This window comes from Promicromonospora sp. CA-289599 (assembly GCF_050936155.1).
Taxonomy (GTDB): domain Bacteria; phylum Actinomycetota; class Actinomycetes; order Actinomycetales; family Cellulomonadaceae; genus Promicromonospora.
Map to the genome: position 1 here is coordinate 2,051,653 of NZ_JBNJNI010000001.1, position 16,145 is coordinate 2,067,797.

Below are 16,145 nucleotides of genomic sequence, written 5' to 3' on the forward strand. Positions count from 1 at the left end.
ACCGGCAATAGTTTTGAATACTATTGCCGTGGTTAATACCGCGCATCCGGACGTCAGTAGGCGCCGCTCGGCGCGAACACTTCGCGAGCGGTCCGCAGCATGATTCCGATGTCGCCCAGCAGGCTCCAGTTCTCCACGTAGTAGAGGTCCAGCCGGGTGCCCTGGTCGATGGTCAGGTCGTTGCGGCCGCTCACCTGCCACAGGCCGGTCAGCCCCGGCTTGACGAACAGACGACGCCGCAGCGCGTCGTCGTACTGGGCCACCTCCAGCGCGACCTGAGGCCGGGGACCGACCAGGCTCATGTCGCCCTTGATGACGTTCAGCAGCTGCGGGAACTCGTCGAGGGAGTACTTGCGCAGGAACCGGCCGAGCGAGGTGACGCGCGGGTCGTCCTTGCGCTTGTAGTAGATGCCCACCTCGCCGTCGAGGACGTCGGTGAGGCTCTCCTCGGCGTCCAGCCGCATCGACCGGAGCTTGTAGAGCGTGAACGGCTTGCCGTTCAGGCCGATCCGCTGCTGCTGGAACATGGCCGGCCCGGGGCTGGTGCACCGCACGCAGAGCGCGAGGAGGAGCATCGGGACGGCGACCACCGCCGCGATCAGCGTCGCGACGACCAGGTCGAACACGCGCTTCATCGCATGCTGGAGGCCTGTGTAGCCGGGCGGTGAGACCTGCACCACCGGTACGCCGTCCACCGGTGTGATCAGCATCCGCGGGCCCGCGACGTCGGCCAGCGCGGGGACGACCACGAGTTCCGCGCCCGTGACCTCGAGGTCCCACGCGAGCTGCTTGAGCGCCGCGGGGGTCGCACTGTCGGACGCCGTCACGGCGACGACGTCCACCTCGATCGTGCGGGCGGCCTCGGCGGCGTCCTCGACGCGGCCGAGCACCGGGACACCGTCGACGGGCGACGGGACACCGGCCCCGCCCGGTATGCAGATGCCCACCACCAGGAAGCCCGCCTCGGGCGCGCGGTCCACGCGGCGGCAGAGGTCGAGCACCGCGTCCCGCCCGCCCACGATCAGCGTGCGGCGCTGGAACCGTCCGTGCGCGCGCTCGGCGTGCAGCCGCGCCGCGAGCACCCGGCGCCCGACGACGAGGAACACCAGGCCGACGGGCAGGGTCACCGCCACGTACGAGCGGGCGAGGTCGAACTTGACGAGGTAGCAGACGATCGCCGCGAGGCCGAAGAGCGCGAGGGAGCCTCGCGCGACCCGTACGTACTCCTCGCGGCCCGAGCCCAGGATGCGAGGGCTGCGCGCGCCGGCGAGGCCTATCGCGATGACCCAGGCCTCGGCGAGCGCCACCGAGATCAGGACGTACTGGCCGCCGCGCGGCTCGAAGAGATCGACCTGGACCTGCCGGTCGAAGCGGAGCACGTAGCCGAGGGTCACGGCCGCCACCACGGCCACGATGTCCACGAACAGCGCGCGATCGGTGACGATCTCCTGCCACGGAGCGGCCGGGCCCTTGCGTGGCGCCGGTGCGGTCATCGACGCGGCGAGCCGTGCCGCCTCGTCGTCCAGCTCCTTGAGCGCGGCGGCTTCACGATCGACGTCGGCGGCGTTCGGACGGTTCTCGACGGTCAAGGCACACTCCCCCCTGGACAGGTACATCGAGGCTGGTGCGGTGAGTCTGGAGGACCAGCTCTGCTGAATCAGCTCAGTCGGGTCCGGACCCGACTGACGACGATCGCGGCCACGCCGGCGACCACCAGCCCGCCGGCGATCGCGAGGTACGGGAAGCTCGTCGGTCCGGTGGCGACGATGCTCATCCGGCCCTCCGCACCGCCCGTGGCCCCGCCGGTGCCCGGCCCGTCCGCACACTCGGTGGTGACACACGGGTGCTTGTCGTGGTCGGCGCCGGCCTGGCCCGCGTACGCGGCTCCAGCGGGCGCTAGCACGACCACCATGGCGACCACCAAAGCACTGATGAAGCGTCGAAGCATTGCCCTGTCCCCTGGATAGTGACTTTTTATCAGCCGGTCGGCGTCACTTTCCGACGGACACTTCAGCAGGTCGTGTACCCGGTGTCGTACGAAGAATGACATCGCCGTCCTGGTGCTTCCCAGTGATAATTGCATAGGTCACAGAAACTGTCTCGCCAGGGTGAATTTCTATGTCGTCGAATGCCCTGGACAGCCCCTCGTGCTGCGGCGAGATCCCGGTCTTCTCCGAGTTCTCGGCCGCGTCGAGAACGGCGCCCCCGGCGGGCGCATAGACGATCGACCGGAGCCGGATCAGGCCCGGCTCGCTCGCGTCCTGACCGGCCAGGTGGTCCGGCGGTGAGCCCGCGCCGGGCTCGCCGACGCGCGACGTGTAGGCGACGGTCACCTCGAGCTCCCGCGCCCCGCCGGGCCTCGCGTCCCGCTCGACGACGTCGACCGCGGTGTCGAGGTAGTAGCCGACCTTGGCCGTCTGCAGGCCCTGGGTGAAGACACCGACCACGGGTCGGGAGCCGTTCACCCCGCGCAGCCCGCCGTCGAGGACCGTGCCCTCGAGCAGGTGCGCCTCCCCCTGGTGCGCCGACCACAGGAGCAGCCGGCCCTCCCGCGCTGCCGCCGCCAGGGCGTCGACCATCCCGCCGGGCGCACCGGAGCCCTCGGACAACGACGCGAACGCCGACTCCGCGAAGTCGGCGAAGATCAGGTCGGCGTCGCCCGGGGTCTCCGTGAGGTAGATGCCGTTGACGAGGTAGCTCACCAGCTCCTCGCCCAGCAGCCCCGTGCCCGCACCGGCCGGGGCGGACCCGTCGACCTCCAGGAGCCCGGCCAGCGCGGTGGGGTCGACGGACAGCACACCGTCCACGAGCTGCCCCGTCTCGCGCTCCCACATCGCGCGGGCCATCTCGGCGGCCCGCGGGAAGTCCGGCGTCGACGTCACGTTCTGCATCCAGCCACCGACCGCGTCGCCGAACATCGCCTCCTCGCCCTCCGTCAGCGTGCCGGGCGGCGGCCTGTAGGACCCCACCTGGCTGGCGTGCATCTGGTCGGTGAGCTGGATCCTGCCGCGGTCGGCGTGCAGCACCAGCACGGTCCCGACCACCCCGCCCAGCGCCCGCGGTTCCGCGTTGTTCTGCACCAGGACGAGGTAGTCCCTCGGCTCGTCGGCGCCCAGCATCGGCGGGATGAGCTGCGCAGCGCGGGCCGCCGTCGCCGTCGACCTGCGCAGGTCGGCGAGCTGCCCCTCCAGGCCGGAGACGGCGGCGGACACCTGCGGCAGCATCGGCGACCGGTCGATGCCCTCGACGCGCTGCTGCGCGTACCCGACCAGCTGGTCGGCGCGCCGCACGTCCGGCGCCACCCCCTCCAGGGGTGTGAGGTCCACGCTGCCACCGTGCGGCGCGAAGGTCTCCGGGTCGGCGACCTCGACGACCGACGCGAGCTGCGGGAGCGGACCCTGCGCGAGGCGGTCCACCACCGCGGCCATGGTCGCCACCGCTTCCACCGTCGGCCCGGCGCCGGGCAGCCGGCTCGCCAGCGTCCAGTGCGGGCCCACCGTCGCCGCCTGGGCGGCGGAGGCATGGTTCTGCAGGTCGGCCACGGTGGTGTCCAGGTCCTTGATCCGGCCGGCGACGGCATCGGCCTGCAGCGTGGAGACGCCGCGGGCGGCCTGGGCCAGCGAGTCGCGGGCCCGCACGGCGTCGAGCGCCACCCAGACCATGAGGACCGTGAGGACGACCAGCAGCCCCGTGACGCTCAGCACGACGATCTTCAGACTTCGGCGCCTGTGCCGTGTCCAGTACGCCCGCCTGGGCAGCGGCGGCTTCTTCCACGGCGCCGGTGCGGGAGGCGCGGGACGTGCACTTCCTGCCCGCGCACTTCCCGCCCGCGTACGTCGAGCAGGGCTGCTCAGGGGCGAGAACACCGGTGCGTCCGCCCACTTGTCGCCCCATCCAGGATGTGTCACCAGACCCCCCTGACGGCTATGTCCGCACGGTCCGCGTCACGTTACCTGCGACCCGTCAAGAGGGCACGACAGAATTCACCCTCACCCTTTCCGGGGGTGCATTAAGGGGTGATTTAACTTGTAAAGCACCGAAAAACCGGTCAAGACAAAGTAATGCATGCTTAGAATGGCGCCGGACTTAACAGACTTTTCGAGAGGGGTATCCCGTATGTCGCTTACCGTGCTCGCCGTCTGCACGGGCAACATCTGCCGCTCTCCCGCCGTCGAGACCCTGCTGCGCAGCGTCCTCGACTCGTCCGTCACCGTCGGCAGCGCCGGGACCCACGCACTGGTCGGCCAGCCGATCGCCGAGCCCATGGCTGAGCTCCTGACCGCCGGCGGTTTCCCGCCCGCGGGGTTCGCAGCACGGCAGCTGACCCGCGATCTCGTCGAGCAGGCGGACCTGGTCCTCGCCCTGACCCCGGAACACCGCACCCGAGTGGTCGAGTGGATACCGTCCGCCGTGCACCGCACCGTCACCGTCGCCGAGCTGGGGCGGCTGTCCAGCACACTGCCTCCGGGCAGCGTCTTCGGGCAGGACGACGCCGCCCGGCTCGCCACTCTCGTACCCGCCGCGCTCCTCGAACGCCCCCATCACGTCGGCCGGCACCACGACGACGAGGTGATCGATCCGTACCGACGCTCCGCCGACACCTATCGGCGCAGCTACGACCAGATCCTCGACGCGCTGACCCCGATGATGGCGGCGCTCCGCGCCTGAGCGGCACAGTTCACCCGCGGTCACACGGGCGGAGTCGACAGGCTTGACGAGCCGTTGTCCGTAGACTGGCGGGGTGCCAACGATCCGCTCCCTGCTGGCTCACCCCGAGGACCGCCGGCCCAGCCCGCCGGCTCCGCGTGCCGATCTCTTCCGGATCTTCGGCGCGGGCATCGTGCTGTTCGCGGTCGGGCTGGTCGTGACGCTGGTCCTCCACCTCACCGGGCGGGGCGGCCTTGAACCCGTGTGGATCTGCGGCACGGGCACAGCGCTCGGCGGGCTGGGCCTGCTCTGGGCCCGCCGCCACCGCTGATCACTCCCAGACGCGCTCCGCGCTCAGCTCCTCCGCACGCGCAGGGTCGCGCAGCGCGGCCTCCAGGAGGAGCGGGTCCACGCTCGTGAGCTCGGCCAGTGCTCGGGCGAGCCCTTCGGGAGAGATGGCGTGCGCAACGCCCTCGTCCGAGCGACCTGCGCTCTCCGTCACCCACCACGCGACGTGCTTTCCCTCGACGGTCAGCACGTCGTGGCGCCGCCAGGTCGACGGCGCATCGGGCGCGAGCGCTCGGACCCGCGGATCGAGCTCGACCGCCTCGCCCGGCTCGTCGGGGACGACGTCGGTATCGCCCTCGAACGGGAGGTCCAGCAGCTCGGCGAGCGCCTCGGCGACGTCGACCGGGGCGGGGACGACGGGGCCGAGCTGGGCCCAGCGCGCCGAGGCGGCGACCGCGAGGTCGTCAGCGCTCTCCACGGTGACGCCCGCCGGGCCGAGCGCAGGGAGCCGGGGCGGTGCGACCGGCCGCGGATCGTCCGCGCGGGCGAGCGCGGCCAGGCCGGCCCAGACGGCGCGCGCGACGTCGGCGGACACCGTCCGGCGTCCGCCCGCCTGCGAATCGGGTAACCGCTCCAGGACGGCCGGCCAGTCATGTCCGGGCAGGTCAGCCAGGTTGTGCAGCCCACCGAGCGCGGCCAGGACGTCGTCGTCGAGCCCGGTGGTCGCGGGCGGGGCGAGCGGCAGCAGGGGCGTGTCGCCGAGCGCGAACGGCGCACCGACCCGGCGGCGCAGGAACCACGCCGTGTACGACACAGCCTGCCGACCGGGGGCGTCCGGGGAACGCACGGGGGTCAGGAGCGCGCGGCGCAGGCCGGGATCGCCCGACACCCGGCCGAGCGCCGCGGCGAGCGGACCAGGTCCGGCGTCCGTCGGGTCACGCAGCGCGTCGAGGTCCGAGACCGCCTCGACGTCCCCGATCCACGCGCCCGGACCGAGCTCGTCCGCGAGGTGCTGGAGGTACTCGTCCCAGTCGGAGAGCCATCCGGCGGGGTCGTCCGGCCCGTAGTCGGTGTCGTCACCGTCGGCGGTCACGACGTCGGCGACCCGGTACACGACCAGCTCGGCGCGCGCGCCGGCGGCGGCGAGGGCGGCCCTCCCCCAGCGTTCGACGACGTCGTCCCGCACCAGCGCGAGGTCCATGTGCTCGGCCGCCCACGTACCGGGCAGAGCCGTCTCCCGCAGCGGCACCACGTCGCCGTCCGCCACGACCGGGAGCTCGCCCAGCCAGAACGGGAGGTCGGCCGAGCCTGTCTCGGCCGCCAGCCGGACCAGCTCGAGCACCGCCACGACCACCTCGGCGGACGTCGGGTCGTCGAGCGCGCTGGGGTCCCACCCGCCCGGATCCGAACCTGTGTCGGACGCACCCGCCGGGGAAGCCGCCGCCAGAACCGCCCCGAGGTGCTCGGCGTCGCCGTCGTCCAGCACGTCCTCCGCGGCCGCGAGCGCCGTCGACCGGACCGCCGGGTCCGCGAGGAGCCCCTGCGGGGTGGTGGAGGCGGCGCCGGCCCGTTCGAGCAGCGGATGCGCCACGTCCGGATGCACCACACGGACGCCGAGGGCACGGGCGATCCCGGCGAGGTGCGGCGCGTCGAGCAGCACGGTGCCACGGGCGCCGCGGGTCACGCGGCCGTCGGCGAGCGGGAGCGGCGCCCCGGCGACCGCTTCGAGCACCGGGGGCTCGCCGGCGTGCGGGGCGATGGCGTCAAGGGCCGCGCGGATCACACCGGGTTCGGGCGGCAGGGTCTCGACCAGGTCCGCGAGGCCGACGGACTCGGCACCCAGCGAGCGAGCGAGCGTCTGGTAGCGCACCGGCACCGTGACCAGGGCCGCGGAGGTACCGGCGGCGAGCGCGGAGGCAAGCGCGGGGTCCTCACCGAGCGGTCCGGCGAGGAAGGCCGCACCCCTCGGCGCGACGCGCAGCGGGGTATCGGGCGTGCCGTCGGCGCCCGCCGCCTCGGTGCGTCCCTGAGCGGGCGCGCTCAGCCGGAGGAGCGGGGTGTCGCGCAGGGCCACGTCGGCCGAGGCGCGGATCGCGGCGTCGACGTCGCCCGCGGGCAGCCCGGTCGGCACGAGGCCGAGGACCTCGCGCTCGGCGCCGAGCTCGCCCAGGAACGCGGCGTAGGCGCGGCCGGCCTCGGCGGCCACCCGGTCCGACGTCGGGCCCGGGAGCACACCTCGCCGTCCCGGGTCGACAGGGAACGACGCGATGAGCAGGGCCGGGAACGTGAGCCGGACGTCGGTGGGGGTCGGCGCGTGCAGCGCCGCGCTCTCTGCCGCGCGCCCGCCACCGGCGGGCAGCGCCCAGAGCACCGACCAGTCAGGGCGACGTGCCTCGGACGGCAGGCTGTCGTCGGGTCCGAGTGCACCGGACGCGCGGTGCACGCGCCACCGCGAACCGACGTCGCGCAGCACGCGCCGGCTTGGCAACGGTGTCGCACTGTGCGGTTCAGAACCCGGCTGACCTGCGAAGTCGTCCTCGATGACCACTTCGTCGAGCGCGGGAAGGGCGAGCAGGAGCGCGTCGTCGAGCGCCGCGAGCTGAGCGCGGACGGCGGCCACGGCGTCGGCGTCGCGCAGCACGAGCTCGACCACGGTGTCCGGCTCGTCCGGCGTCGTCCCGGGTGCGGGGAACGGGAGCCGCAGCGCGGGCAGCGCGGCGCCGCGGGACCGAGCCTCGTCCCGGATCGCGGCCATGCGGGCAACCTTGGGAGCGAGATCGGCACCTTGCTCGACGTCCGGCGCGAGGTCGGCAGTCTGTATCGAGATCGGTCCAGCGCTGGACCGATCTCGATGCGAACTGCCGACCTCGTCATGGGTGTCCAGCGATGGGCCGACCTCGAGCCCCAGCTCCGCGCGCGTACCCGCGAGCGAGAAGCGCACGCCTCCGGTGCGCGACCGGACGACCACTTCGTCCGACACGGACCGGACCGCGGCGAACCCGACGCCGAACCGCCCCACCGCGCGCATCGCCTGGCCGGAGCCCTCACCGGCGTCGGCCGGGACCTTGGCGGAGGCGCGGAGGGACGCGAGCGACGCGACGCCGGCGGCGTCGAGCGGGGTGCCGGTGTTGGCCGCGACGAGCCGCCAGCCAGCGCCGCCGTCACCCGGCCCACCTGCGCCGGACACGTCCGCCTCCAGCCGGAACGTCAGCCGGCCGGGGACCCCGGCGCGCGCGGCGGCGTCGGCGGCGTTCTGCGCGAGCTCGACCACCACCCGGTCGCGGTAGTAGCCGCGGGCGTGGTCCTCCTCCGAGTTCGCGTCCTCGCGGAAGCGCGTGGGCGACGCACGCCACGCCTCGGTCACCGCGCGCCGCAGCGCACCGGTGCCGAAGGGGTCGCGGGTCACGCGGAGGGTTGGTCCTCGGCGGGGGTGGTCTCGACAGGCTCGACCCGCGAGACGGCCTCGACCTCGTGCTCGTCGATCAACGGCGCGGGCGCGGGCCAGTCGGTCGGGTGCTCCTCGACGTCGGTCTCCGAGTGCGCGCCGCAGCCGTGGTCGAGGGAGACGACCTTGCCGTCGTCGGGCGACCACTCGTTGGCGCACACCCCGAAGAGCTGCCCCATCGAACCGGACAGGGGGATGAGGAACGCGCAGGTCATGCACTCGGCGGCGGCCGCGACGGCGCCCGCGGTGGTGGGGCCGCGCGTGCCGCGGTACCAGCGCTCGGCGGCCTCGGCCCGGCCCTGCGGGGACAGCACGCGGGTGCGGGCGAGCGCCAGCTCGTCGATCGCCACCTCGTCCACCTCGGGATCACCCGTCGGGGTGTACCCGGGCTCGAGCCGCGGGTCGTCGGCGCGGAACGGCAGCACGTCACCCGGGCCGACGTCGCCCGGGCGCAGCCGCTCGGACCACGGTAGCCAGGCCGGGGCGAGGATGGCCTCGTCGCCGGGCAGCAGCTCGACCTCGCTGATCGTGGCGGCCCGGCCGCGCGGCACGCGCGTCACGGTGACCGTCCAGTGCCAGCCGCGGTACCCCCGCATGGTCGCGTTGAAGCGGTGGGAGACCACCCGCTCGTCCTCGAAGAAGGTGCCGAGGTGCTCCCCGACGTCCTCCGGTCGCTCGGCGACCTCCTGTGCGGCGGCGCGTGCGAGCTCCGCGGCACCGTTCAGCACGGCGTCTCGGCTAGAGCGTGCGGCGATCCGCCTGGTGAATGTTCGTATGGCGGGCGCGATGGTCGTGACCATGTTCCTCGGGACCTCGTGTGGGTTCAGGCGTCGAAGTCGTCTGCGACCTTGCGCAGCATCTTGGCGAGCAGCTCCGGGTTCTTCGGATAACGCCCCTTGCGCAGATCATTCGCCACGCGGTCCAGCATCTGCGTGAGATCGCCGACGAGCACAGCCATGTCGTCGGCGGGCTTCCGCTTCGCCTTTGCGACCGACGGCGCGGAGTCCAGCACCTTGACTGCGAGCGCCTGGGGACCGCGGCGGCCGTCGGCCACCCCGAAGTCCACCCGTGCGCCCGGCTTGGGGACGACGCCGTCGGGCAGCGCGGAGGCGTGCAGAAATACCTCGCCTCCGTCCTCGTTGGCGATGAAACCGAAGCCTTTGTCGGTGTCGAACCACTTGACCTTGCCGGTGGGCACTGCGACCTTCTTCTGTGCTTGTCGGTACTGCTCGATGAAACTGCTCGGACCGGCCCTGGCTGCTGCGAGCTGAGCGCGCCACCTGGACCGGAAGTACCAGGTTACCGGGCGGAACCGTGCCGCGTCGCATGCATTGCGCACTCTTCGCCCGCGCGACCCGCCCGGGGCCCGGTCCAGGAAGGCCGTTTGCCGGGTTTCAGGCCTGGATGCCCAGGTCGGCGGCGAGGCGTAGCGCCACCTCGTCCAGCCAGGCCTCGGGGTCCGCGATCGAGCCCACCTGGTGCCCGAACAGCTCGAACGAGATCACCCCGAACAGCTCGGTCCATGCCATGACGGCGCGGCGGACGGTCTCCGGCAGCTCACCGTCCGCCGGGCCGGCACTCTCGACGAGACCGTGCCGCACGACGAAGGCGAGCGCCGGCGCGACGGTCCCCGGCTCCGCCGCGGCGCCCGGGCCGGTGGCGGGCACCACCGGCGGGCGCGCCCCGGCCGTGTAGGCGTCCCCCACTATGCGGATGAGCACGCGGACCACCCGTGTCGCCGGGTCGACGGTGTCCCGCGGTGCGGCGTAGCCGGGCACCGGTGTGCCGTAGAGCAGCCCGAACTCTCCCGGGTGCGTGACGCACCAGGTCCGGACGGCGCGGAAGGTGGCGAGCCAGCGCGCGGTGACGTCCGACCGGTCGGCGACGGAGGCGTCCGCGGCCTCGGCGGCGGTGCCGAGCTCGTCGTACGCCTCGATGAGAAGTGCGGTGAGCAGCGCGTCGCGGCTCGGGAAGTACCGGTAGACGGCCGAGGAGACCATCTCGACGTCGCGGGCGACGGCGCGCAACGACAACCCGGCGGCACCGTCGGTGGTCAGCCGTGTGCGGGCCGAGTCGAGGATCTCGCGGGTGATGGTCTCGCGGGCGAGGGCACGTGCGGTTCGGGCCGGGCTCATGCGCTCCAGGGTGCCACTGATGGATCACCGCACACAAACGCGAGCACTGCTCTTGCCAAGGCGCACCCGCTCGTGCCACGCTTACGGCACGGAACGAGAGCACCGCTCTCAGAATGGAGCAATGATCATGGTTGACCGCCACCTCATCGTCGGAGCAGGCCCCATCGGCACCCACGTCGCGGCCCTGCTGGCCGAGCGCGGCTCCCGCGTCGCCGTCGCGAGCCGTTCGGGCCGCAGCACCGGGATCGACGGCGTCGAGCACCTCGCCCTCGACGCCTCGGACGCCGACGCTCTCTCCCGCGCCGCCGACGGCACCGACTACCTCTACAACTGCGCCAACCCCGCCGACTACACCCAGTGGGAGCGCGTCTGGCCCCCGCTCGCCACCTCGCTCCTGTCGGCCGCCGAACGTTCCGGCGCCGTCTACGCGATCACGGGCACGCTCTACCCGTACGGCCCCGTCGACGTCCCGCTCTCCGAGGACCTGCCCGACGCCGCGACCGACCACAAGGGCCGCCTCCGCGCGCAGATGTGGGCGGACGCCAAGGCCGCGCACGACGCCGGGCGGCTGCGCGCCGTCGAGATCCGCGGCTCCGACTACATGGGGCGCGGCGTCAGCGGCAACGGCCACATCTCGCGCCTGGTCCCCACCGCGCTGCAGGGCAAGCGCGCCGTGATGATGGGCCGCACCGACCTGCCCCACACCTTCACCGACGTCGCGGACGCGGCCCGCACCCTGGTCGCCGCCGCCGAGGACCCGGGCGCCCACGGCAGGGTCTGGCACGTCCCGAGCAACGCGCCGCGGACCCAGGCACAGGCCCTCACCGACGTCCTGGCGAGCGTCGGCAAGCCGCCGGTGAAGATCTCCTCCCTGCGCGGTGCCGCTCTCGGCGCCGCCGCCCTGGTCTCCCCGTTCATGCGGGAGATGCGCGAGATCATCTACCAGTGGGAGCGCCCGTACGTCCTGGACGACACCGCCGCCCGCGCGCGCTTCGACCTCACTCCGACGCCGTGGGAGGAGGTCTGCCGCCGCACGGCGCAGGTCTGAAGCGGCCCCGGGCGTGGACCGGCCGAACTTCGGCCCCGGAAACCCGCGTAGCATCGTCAGGATGGCCTCCTCGCTCCCCGCAGCGCCGGCGGCGGCCACGCGGCACTTCGCCGACGACCTCCGGCAGCGCTCGGACACCGCGCTCGCCGCGCTCCTGCGCGCCCGTCCTGATCTAGCCGTGCCCTCTCCCTCCACGCTGCGTTCGCTCGCGGCCCGTGCCTCCAGCCGTAGCTCTCTCGAACGCGCTCTCGCCCGCTCCGACGCCCTGACCCTGCAGGTGCTGGAGGCGGTGCTCGCGCTCGAGCCCGTCTTCCGTCCGCCGTCCGGGCTCCCGGAGGAGAGCTCCGGCGGGTCGCCCCTGGCCGGGCCGCTCAGCGCCGAGGTCGTCACCTGGGCGCTCGGCGGGTCCGCGGAGGACGGACCCCGTGTCGACGACGCCGTCCGCCGCGCCGTCGAGCACGCACTGCTCTGGGACGCGGGCGGCGAGTACGGCACCACGCTCGACCTGCGCACGGTGCCGGGCCTCGACGAGCTGCTCGGCCCGAACCCCGCGGGGCTGGGGCCGCACCTCGACCCCGTCCCCGCCGGGCTGACCGAGGCGGTGGGCCACGCGCTCGGGTCGGCCACCGGCCGGACCGAGACCGCTGCGGCGCTGGGCGCGCTCCTCACCGAAGCACCGCCCGGCGCCCGCGCGATCCTCGACGCGCTCGCCTGGGGTCCCCCGGTCGGCGTCGTGCCACCCGCCGGCACCCGACCGCGGGACGCCGTGAACTGGCTGGTCACCGAGCATCTGCTGGTGCGGTCGGACGCCAGGCACGTCGTGCTGCCGCGCCTGGTCGGGCTGGCGCTCCGCGACGGGCACACCCATCGTGAGCCGCGCACCCTGCCGCCCGAGCCGCAGGGCCGGGCGGTACCGACCGCCACCGCCGACGCCGAGGCGGCGAGCGCGGCGCTCGAGCTCGTCCGGCGCGTGCGGCTGCTCAGGCAGTCGTGGGACGAGAGCCCGCCGTCGGTCCTCCGCGCAGGCGGCCTGGGCGTGCGCGACCTGCGCAGGGTCGCCGCCCAGCTGGAGACGGACGAGCGGGCGACGGCGTTCGTGGTCGAGGTCGCCGCGCTGGCCGGCCTCGTCCGGGACGACGGCGAGGCGCCGCCGTCGTACGTGCCGACCGTCACCGACTGGGACGACCTGGACGACGCCGCCCGCTGGGCGCGGCTCGTCGAGGCCTGGCTGGCCTCCCGGCGGGCGCCGTGGCTCGTGGGCTCCCGCGACGACAAGGGTGCGCTCCGGGCGCCGCTGTCGCCCGACCTGCAGCGGCCGTGGGTGCCCCGGCTGCGCAACGGAGTGCTGGGCGTGCTCGCGGCCGAGCCGGCCGGTGGCACCGTCCTCGCGCCCGCGCCCGCGGACGTGGTCGAGGTGCTGACCTGGCACACGCCGCGCTCCGTGCCGCCCGCGACCGCCGTCGAGGGTCTGCTGATCGAGGCCGAGTGGCTGGGCGTGACGGGGGCCGGCGCGCTCTCGACGCCGGGCCGGGCACTGCTCCCCAACGTGTCAGAAACACAGGTCACTCGGGTGACCCATACGTCTGACAGGTCGCCGGGTGATCTCGCTGCGGAGGCGCTGCGCGCCGTCCTGCCCGTTGAGGTGGACGAGATCCTGCTCCAGGGCGACCTGACGGGGATAGTCCCCGGCCGCCCGTCGCGCGGGCTCGCGCGGCTGCTGGAGCGCTCGACGGACATCGAGTCGCGGGGCGCCGCGACCACCGTGCGGTTCAGCCCGGCGTCCGTCACGCGGGCGCTCGACCAGGGCGAGACCGCTGACGGCATGCTCGACGAGCTCGCCCACCGCTCCCCCGTGCCGGTCCCGCAGCCCCTGGAGTACCTGGTCCGGGACACCGCGCGACGGCACGGGGCGGTGCGGGTGGGTACCGCGTCGTCCTACCTGCGGGCCGCGGACGCGACGGTGCTCGCCGGCCTCGAGCACGACCCGACGCTCGTGGGCCTCGGCCTGGTGCGGCTCGCGCCGACCGTGCTCGCGGCGTCCGTCCCCGCGGCGGCCCTGCACGAGGCGCTGCGCAAGCGCGGTCTGGTCTCGGCGCTCGAAGGACCGGACGGGCGCGTGCTCGTCGCCCGCCGGGGCGTGACGGGCCGGGCGATGCCCGCTCCCCGCTCGGCCGCCGCCATCCGGATGGGCGCAGGCGCCGCCTCCGAGGTCGTCGACCGCAGCCCAGACCCGGAGGCGCTGGTCGCCGACCTGCGCGCCGTGGAGGACGCGGCCCGCGCGGGCGCCCGGGCCCGGGCCGACGCCGCGGAGGTCGCGCGGTCGGTCTCGACGTCCGGCGGCGGGATCCCGCTGCGCGGCTACCGCGTCGTCAGCCCCGTGCCATCTCCGCCGGAGCCGGCGACGACGGCGGCGGACCGGCCGCGGCCGGGTGCCCTGGAGCCGCTCGCGGCTGCCGACGCACCCTCCCTCGACCGCCCCGTGACGCCCACCGCGGCCATCGGCGCGGGTGCGCTGGAGGACGACCCGGGAACACAGCACCCCGCTGACGGGTTGGCACTGCTGCGCGACGCGCTCCGCGACGGCACCACGGTGATCGTCGAGGTCGCCGGCCACACCGGCCGGCTGGAGCGCCGCGAGCTGAAGCCCCTGAACCTCGACGGCGGGCGGCTCCGTGCTCTCGACCCGGATCGAGAGGCCGAGCTGACGATCGCCGTCCACCGCATCGCGTCGGTCCTGCCGACGTCATCCACGCCGTAGGCGCAGTAGCAGGACCAGAGCAGAACTGAGGGAGACCCCCATGCCCGACGGCCCGTTGATCGTGCAGAGCGACAAGACGCTCCTGCTGGAGGTCGACCACCCGGACGCCGAGAGGGCGCGGCGCTCGATCGCGCCGTTCGCCGAGCTGGAGCGCGCGCCCGAGCACGTGCACACCTACCGTCTGACGGCGCTGGGCCTGTGGAACGCGCGCGCGGCCGGCCACGACGCGGAGCAGGTCGTGAGCACGCTCCTCGAGTTCAGCCGCTACCCGGTGCCGCACGCGCTGCTGGTCGACGTCGCCGAGACGATGGCCCGCTACGGGCGCCTCGTGCTGGCACAGGACCCGGCGCACGGCCTGGTGCTGCGCACCACCGACCGCGCGGTCCTCGCGGAGGTGCTGAAGTCACGGCGCACCGCTGGCCTGGTCGGCGAGCGGCTGGACGACTCGACGGTCCTCGTGCACCCCTCCGAGCGCGGCCACCTCAAGCAGGTGCTGCTCAAGCTGGGCTGGCCGGCCGAGGACCTCGCGGGCTACGTCGACGGCGAGAAGCACCCGATCCAGCTCAGCCCGGTCACCAAGCCGCGGACCGAGCACGAGAAGGCCGCCCCCTGGGAGATGCGCCCGTACCAGGCGCAGGCCGTGGACGGCTTCTGGCACGGCGGCTCGGGCGTGGTGGTGCTGCCCTGCGGTGCGGGCAAGACGATCGTCGGCGCCGGCGCGATGGCGAAGTCGGGCACGACGACGCTCATCCTGGTGACCAACACCGTGAGCGCGCGCCAGTGGCGCGACGAGCTGGTGCGGCGCACGAGCCTCACCGAGGACGAGATCGGCGAGTACTCGGGCGCCCGCAAGGAGATCAAGCCGGTCACCATCGCGACCTACCAGGTGCTGACCACCAAGCGGAAGGGCGTCTACACGCACCTCGAGCTGCTCGACGCCCGCGACTGGGGCCTGGTCCTGTACGACGAGGTCCACTTGCTGCCCGCCCCGGTCTTCCGCATGACGGCGGACCTCCAGGCCCGGCGTCGGCTCGGCCTCACCGCAACCCTGGTGCGCGAGGACGGCCGCGAGGACGAGGTGTTCAGCCTGATCGGGCCCAAGCGGTTCGACGCGCCGTGGAAGGACATCGAGGCGCAGGGCTACATCGCGCCCGCCGACTGCGTGGAGGTGCGGCTCACGCTCCCGGAGAGCGAGCGCATGACGTACGCGACCGCCGAGATGGAGGACAAGTACCGGCTCGCCGCGTCGGCGTCGGGCAAGAAGAAGGTGGTGGAGCAGATCGTGGCGCGCCACCCCGACGACCAGGTGCTCGTCATCGGGCAGTACATCGACCAGCTCGAGGAGCTGGCCGAGCACCTCGACGCGCCGATCATCACCGGGGCGACCACCAACAAGGAGCGGCAGCGGCTCTTCGGGGCGTTCCGCGAGGGTGAGATCTCACGCCTCGTGGTGAGCAAGGTCGCCAACTACTCGGTGGACCTGCCGGAGGCCTCGGTGGCGATCCAGGTGTCGGGTTCCTTCGGCTCGCGGCAGGAGGAGGCGCAGCGTCTCGGGCGCATCATGCGGCCCAAGGCGGACGGCCGCACGGCGCACTTCTACGCGGTGGTCGCGCGGGACACCGTCGACCAGGACTTCGCGGCGCACCGGCAGCGGTTCCTGGCCGAGCAGGGTTACGCCTACCGCATAGTCGACGCCGAGGACCTGGACGGGTCACCGGCGGACTCTGCAGCCTCCTGACCGTCGGGGCGTGGGCCCGAACCGCTGCTGAGCAGGGCCCCGACCGGGCTGTGAAAAAGCGCTTCACGCTGGGCCTTTACCTGGGG

Annotated in this window: 12 protein-coding genes; 5 read left to right on the top strand and 7 right to left on the bottom strand. The window is 73.7% G+C overall.

From position 1 onward, the window contains the following. Nucleotides 1-53: 53 nt before the first annotated feature. The 3 genes from ACQEVI_RS08980 to ACQEVI_RS08990 form a co-directional block, all read right to left on the bottom strand. Nucleotides 54-1,589, bottom strand: a complete 1,536-nt coding sequence (locus ACQEVI_RS08980) for a sugar transferase (RefSeq protein WP_432897123.1) — start codon at nt 1,587-1,589, stop codon at nt 54-56. A 68-nt stretch (nt 1,590-1,657) separates the two neighbouring features. Beyond that, complete coding sequence (locus ACQEVI_RS08985; protein WP_432897126.1) at nt 1,658-1,912, bottom strand: hypothetical protein; 255 nt, start codon at nt 1,910-1,912, stop codon at nt 1,658-1,660. Nucleotides 1,913-1,991: 79 nt separating this feature from the next. Then, nucleotides 1,992-3,704, bottom strand: a complete 1,713-nt coding sequence (locus ACQEVI_RS08990; RefSeq protein WP_432897128.1) for a DUF4012 domain-containing protein — start codon at nt 3,702-3,704, stop codon at nt 1,992-1,994. Nucleotides 3,705-4,116: 412 nt separating this feature from the next. Here ACQEVI_RS08990 and ACQEVI_RS08995 point away from each other — a divergent pair, with 412 nt between their 5' ends. Continuing rightward, a complete protein-coding gene (locus tag ACQEVI_RS08995) occupies nt 4,117-4,668 on the top strand; it encodes a low molecular weight phosphatase family protein (RefSeq protein WP_432897131.1) in 552 nt (183 codons plus the stop codon). Nucleotides 4,669-4,741: 73 nt separating this feature from the next. Then, entirely contained in the window at nt 4,742-4,978 is a 237-nt protein-coding gene (locus ACQEVI_RS09000) for a DUF2530 domain-containing protein (RefSeq protein ID WP_432897134.1), read from the top strand. On the opposite strand, the gene ACQEVI_RS09005 is transcribed toward ACQEVI_RS09000, so the two are convergent. The 4 genes from ACQEVI_RS09005 to ACQEVI_RS09020 form a co-directional block, all read right to left on the bottom strand. Then, on the bottom strand, nt 4,979-8,341 hold the full coding sequence (locus ACQEVI_RS09005; RefSeq protein WP_432897137.1) for a sacsin N-terminal ATP-binding-like domain-containing protein: 3,363 nt from the start codon (nt 8,339-8,341) through the stop codon (nt 4,979-4,981). After that, nucleotides 8,338-9,108 (bottom strand): DUF3027 domain-containing protein, encoded by a 771-nt coding sequence (locus ACQEVI_RS09010; protein WP_432897140.1) that lies wholly within the window; start codon nt 9,106-9,108, stop codon nt 8,338-8,340. The genes ACQEVI_RS09005 and ACQEVI_RS09010 overlap by 4 nt, the downstream gene beginning before the upstream one ends. A 95-nt stretch (nt 9,109-9,203) precedes the next feature. Next, nucleotides 9,204-9,578: a cold-shock protein gene (locus tag ACQEVI_RS09015; protein WP_432897143.1), complete on the bottom strand. Its 375-nt coding sequence runs from the start codon at nt 9,576-9,578 to the stop codon at nt 9,204-9,206. A 196-nt stretch (nt 9,579-9,774) separates the two neighbouring features. Continuing rightward, a complete protein-coding gene (locus tag ACQEVI_RS09020; RefSeq protein ID WP_432897146.1) occupies nt 9,775-10,515 on the bottom strand; it encodes a TetR/AcrR family transcriptional regulator in 741 nt (246 codons plus the stop codon). Between the two features lie 127 nt (nt 10,516-10,642). Between ACQEVI_RS09020 and ACQEVI_RS09025 the strand changes: the two genes are divergently transcribed. The 3 genes from ACQEVI_RS09025 to ACQEVI_RS09035 all read left to right on the top strand — a co-directional run bounded on the left by ACQEVI_RS09025 (nt 10,643) and on the right by ACQEVI_RS09035 (nt 16,059). After that, nucleotides 10,643-11,563 (top strand): NAD-dependent epimerase/dehydratase family protein, encoded by a 921-nt coding sequence (locus ACQEVI_RS09025; protein ID WP_432897149.1) that lies wholly within the window; start codon nt 10,643-10,645, stop codon nt 11,561-11,563. Between the two features lie 61 nt (nt 11,564-11,624). Continuing rightward, nucleotides 11,625-14,321, top strand: coding sequence for a helicase-associated domain-containing protein (locus ACQEVI_RS09030; protein WP_432897152.1), 2,697 nt, complete (start codon nt 11,625-11,627; stop codon nt 14,319-14,321). A 40-nt stretch (nt 14,322-14,361) separates the two neighbouring features. Continuing rightward, entirely contained in the window at nt 14,362-16,059 is a 1,698-nt protein-coding gene (locus ACQEVI_RS09035) for a DNA repair helicase XPB (RefSeq protein WP_432897155.1), read from the top strand. Nucleotides 16,060-16,145 lie beyond the last annotated feature (86 nt).

Bases quoted from the DNA above. Each gene is read 5' to 3' on its own strand.
- ACQEVI_RS08995 (WP_432897131.1), top strand. From the start codon at position 4,117: ATGTCGCTTACCGTGCTCGCCGTCTGCACGGGCAACATCTGCCGCTCT.
- ACQEVI_RS09035 (WP_432897155.1), top strand. From the start codon at position 14,362: ATGCCCGACGGCCCGTTGATCGTGCAGAGCGACAAGACGCTCCTGCTG.
- ACQEVI_RS09025 (WP_432897149.1), top strand. From the start codon at position 10,643: ATGGTTGACCGCCACCTCATCGTCGGAGCAGGCCCCATCGGCACCCAC.
- ACQEVI_RS09030 (WP_432897152.1), top strand. From the start codon at position 11,625: ATGGCCTCCTCGCTCCCCGCAGCGCCGGCGGCGGCCACGCGGCACTTC.
- ACQEVI_RS08985 (WP_432897126.1), bottom strand. From the start codon at position 1,912: ATGGTGGTCGTGCTAGCGCCCGCTGGAGCCGCGTACGCGGGCCAGGCC.
- ACQEVI_RS09020 (WP_432897146.1), bottom strand. From the start codon at position 10,515: ATGAGCCCGGCCCGAACCGCACGTGCCCTCGCCCGCGAGACCATCACC.